Annotated in this window: 3 protein-coding genes; all 3 read left to right on the top strand. The window is 45.5% G+C overall.

Annotation, left to right across the window (positions count from 1 at the left end; translation table 11 throughout):
* Positions 1–139: 139 nt before the first annotated feature.
* Positions 140–442 (top strand): transcriptional regulator KorA, encoded by a 303-nt coding sequence (locus tag KO488_RS15450; protein WP_086959610.1) that lies wholly within the window; start codon positions 140–142, stop codon positions 440–442.
* Positions 439–1,197, top strand: coding sequence for a ParA family protein (locus KO488_RS10550; RefSeq protein ID WP_086959612.1), 759 nt, complete (start codon positions 439–441; stop codon positions 1,195–1,197). The genes KO488_RS15450 and KO488_RS10550 overlap by 4 nt, the downstream gene beginning before the upstream one ends.
* Positions 1,194–1,855 (top strand): ParB/RepB/Spo0J family partition protein (locus KO488_RS10545; protein WP_216058776.1); only part of this gene is annotated, 662 nt, incomplete at its 3' end. The genes KO488_RS10550 and KO488_RS10545, both read left to right, overlap by 4 nt.

The raw sequence follows: 1,855 nt of genomic DNA, 5'->3' as shown, positions 1-1,855 counted from the left end.
GGCTAGGGCACTAGAATGATGTTCGGGGCGAACTTTGCCGATGGTCGTATTAAGAGTTATACCATAGTTGTCTTGTATAAAGATGTGACCCTCCCGAAGTTATGCAGTGTGGGGTGTGGGGTTTATATGGGTGCAATCCATGAAGAAAAGGCTAACAGAGTCTCAATTTCAGGCTGCAATCAAGAGTTTGGAAGTGGGACCTCAAACACTACAGATAGCGCACGGGGTCTTAGTAGAGGGAAAACCTCAAACCGAATTTGTGACGTTGTTGGGAGTGACGAAGGGGGCGGTATCACAAGCCGTCAAGAGGGTATGGGAAGCTCACACGGCACAAGCGCCGGAAGGATACGAGCGAATAACGGCAATACTGCCGGAACATCAAGCGTTCATCGTCAAGAAGTGGGCCGAGGACGCAAAAAAGAAAAGGGGAAACAAGGGATGAAATCAGCGGTCGTAGCGAACCAAAAAGGCGGGGTTGGTAAATCTGCAACCGTCGTGCATCTTGCTTTTGATTTTCAAGAGCGAGGAAAGAAGGTCGCTGTGATCGACCTTGATACTCAGGGTAATGTTTCTTACACATTGGATCAATTCTGTGTTGAAGGAGTTACCGCAAGTAGCTTTGTTAGTGGTGGTTCCATCAATATCACCAACGCAAATGAATCGGGGATTCATTTGTTTAAAGCTGACTCCGCTTTGGCAAACATGGAAAAAATGTCACTGGCCGATGCAGGTCAGAACCTTAAAAAAGGTTTGGCATCCTTGGAATCTCAAGGTTTTGATATTTGTTTGATTGATACAGCTCCCTCTCTTGGGGTATCACTGGCCGCGGCACTCTTTGCAAGTGACTATGTAATATCTCCTATTGAGCCAGAAGTTTATTCTATTCAGGGTATTAAGAAAATGAACGCTGTTATTTCTAACATGCGTAAAGTAAACCCTACCCTTTCATTTTTGGGAATGTTTCCGAGCAAGGTTGATAATCGTAAGCCTCGCCACCGCCGTAACCTGGAAGCTCTCCAGAACGCTTTCCCTCAACTAATGATCCCGCACACGGTTGGAGAACGCGACAGCATTGCCGAGGCATGTGCAATTGGTACTCCTGTATGGGGGATAAAAAAATCAGCTGCTAGAGTCGCAGCAAAAGAAGTTAGAGCCTTGGCTGAATACGTGTTTAATAAGATGGAGATTACAGCATGACCGCAAATAACAATGATATGACAGGATTGGGCCTTGAAGATATTGGCGGCCTTTCTGGTTTGCTAAACGAGCCTGAATCTAATAATGGCGGTTCTGGTCCTTTGATGCTGTCTTTGGATTTGATTGATGAAGATCCAAATCAACCACGGAAAGATGATAGCCCTGGCTTTAGTAAGGATAGTCTAGGGGAGCTGGCTGCTACGATTCGTCACCGTGGCGTTAAAACTCCTATTTCAGTTCGTGAGAACCTTGAACAACCTGGGCGTTATATTATTAACCACGGCGCTCGACGCACCAGAGCATCTAAGATTGCAGGAAAGGATGTTATTCCAGGCTTCATTGATAACGACTACAACGAAGCTGATCAAGTGATTGAGAACCTACAACGTAATGACCTTACTGCCCGCGAGATTGCTGATTACATTGGCCGTGAATTGGCTAAGGGTGTTAAAAAAGGTGAAATAGCTGAATCACTTGGTAAATCAGCCGCGTTTGTTAGTCAGCATGTGACTTTGTTGGACCTGCCAGAGCCTATAGCCGCTGCGTTTAACTCTGGTCGAGCTAATGACGTAACAGTAATTAATGAGCTTGTTAAAACGCATAAGAAGAACCCTGATGAAGTTTCAGCTTGGCTGGAAGATGAAGATCAGGAAATTAC

It is taken from the genome of Poseidonibacter lekithochrous (assembly GCF_018861145.1).
GTDB lineage: Bacteria > Campylobacterota > Campylobacteria > Campylobacterales > Arcobacteraceae > Poseidonibacter > Poseidonibacter lekithochrous_A.
This window is presented reverse-complemented; position numbering and strand designations above follow the sequence as displayed.

Bases quoted from the DNA above. Each gene is read 5' to 3' on its own strand.
- KO488_RS15450 (WP_086959610.1), top strand. From the start codon at position 140: ATGAAGAAAAGGCTAACAGAGTCTCAATTTCAGGCTGCAATCAAGAGT.
- KO488_RS10550 (WP_086959612.1), top strand. From the start codon at position 439: ATGAAATCAGCGGTCGTAGCGAACCAAAAAGGCGGGGTTGGTAAATCT.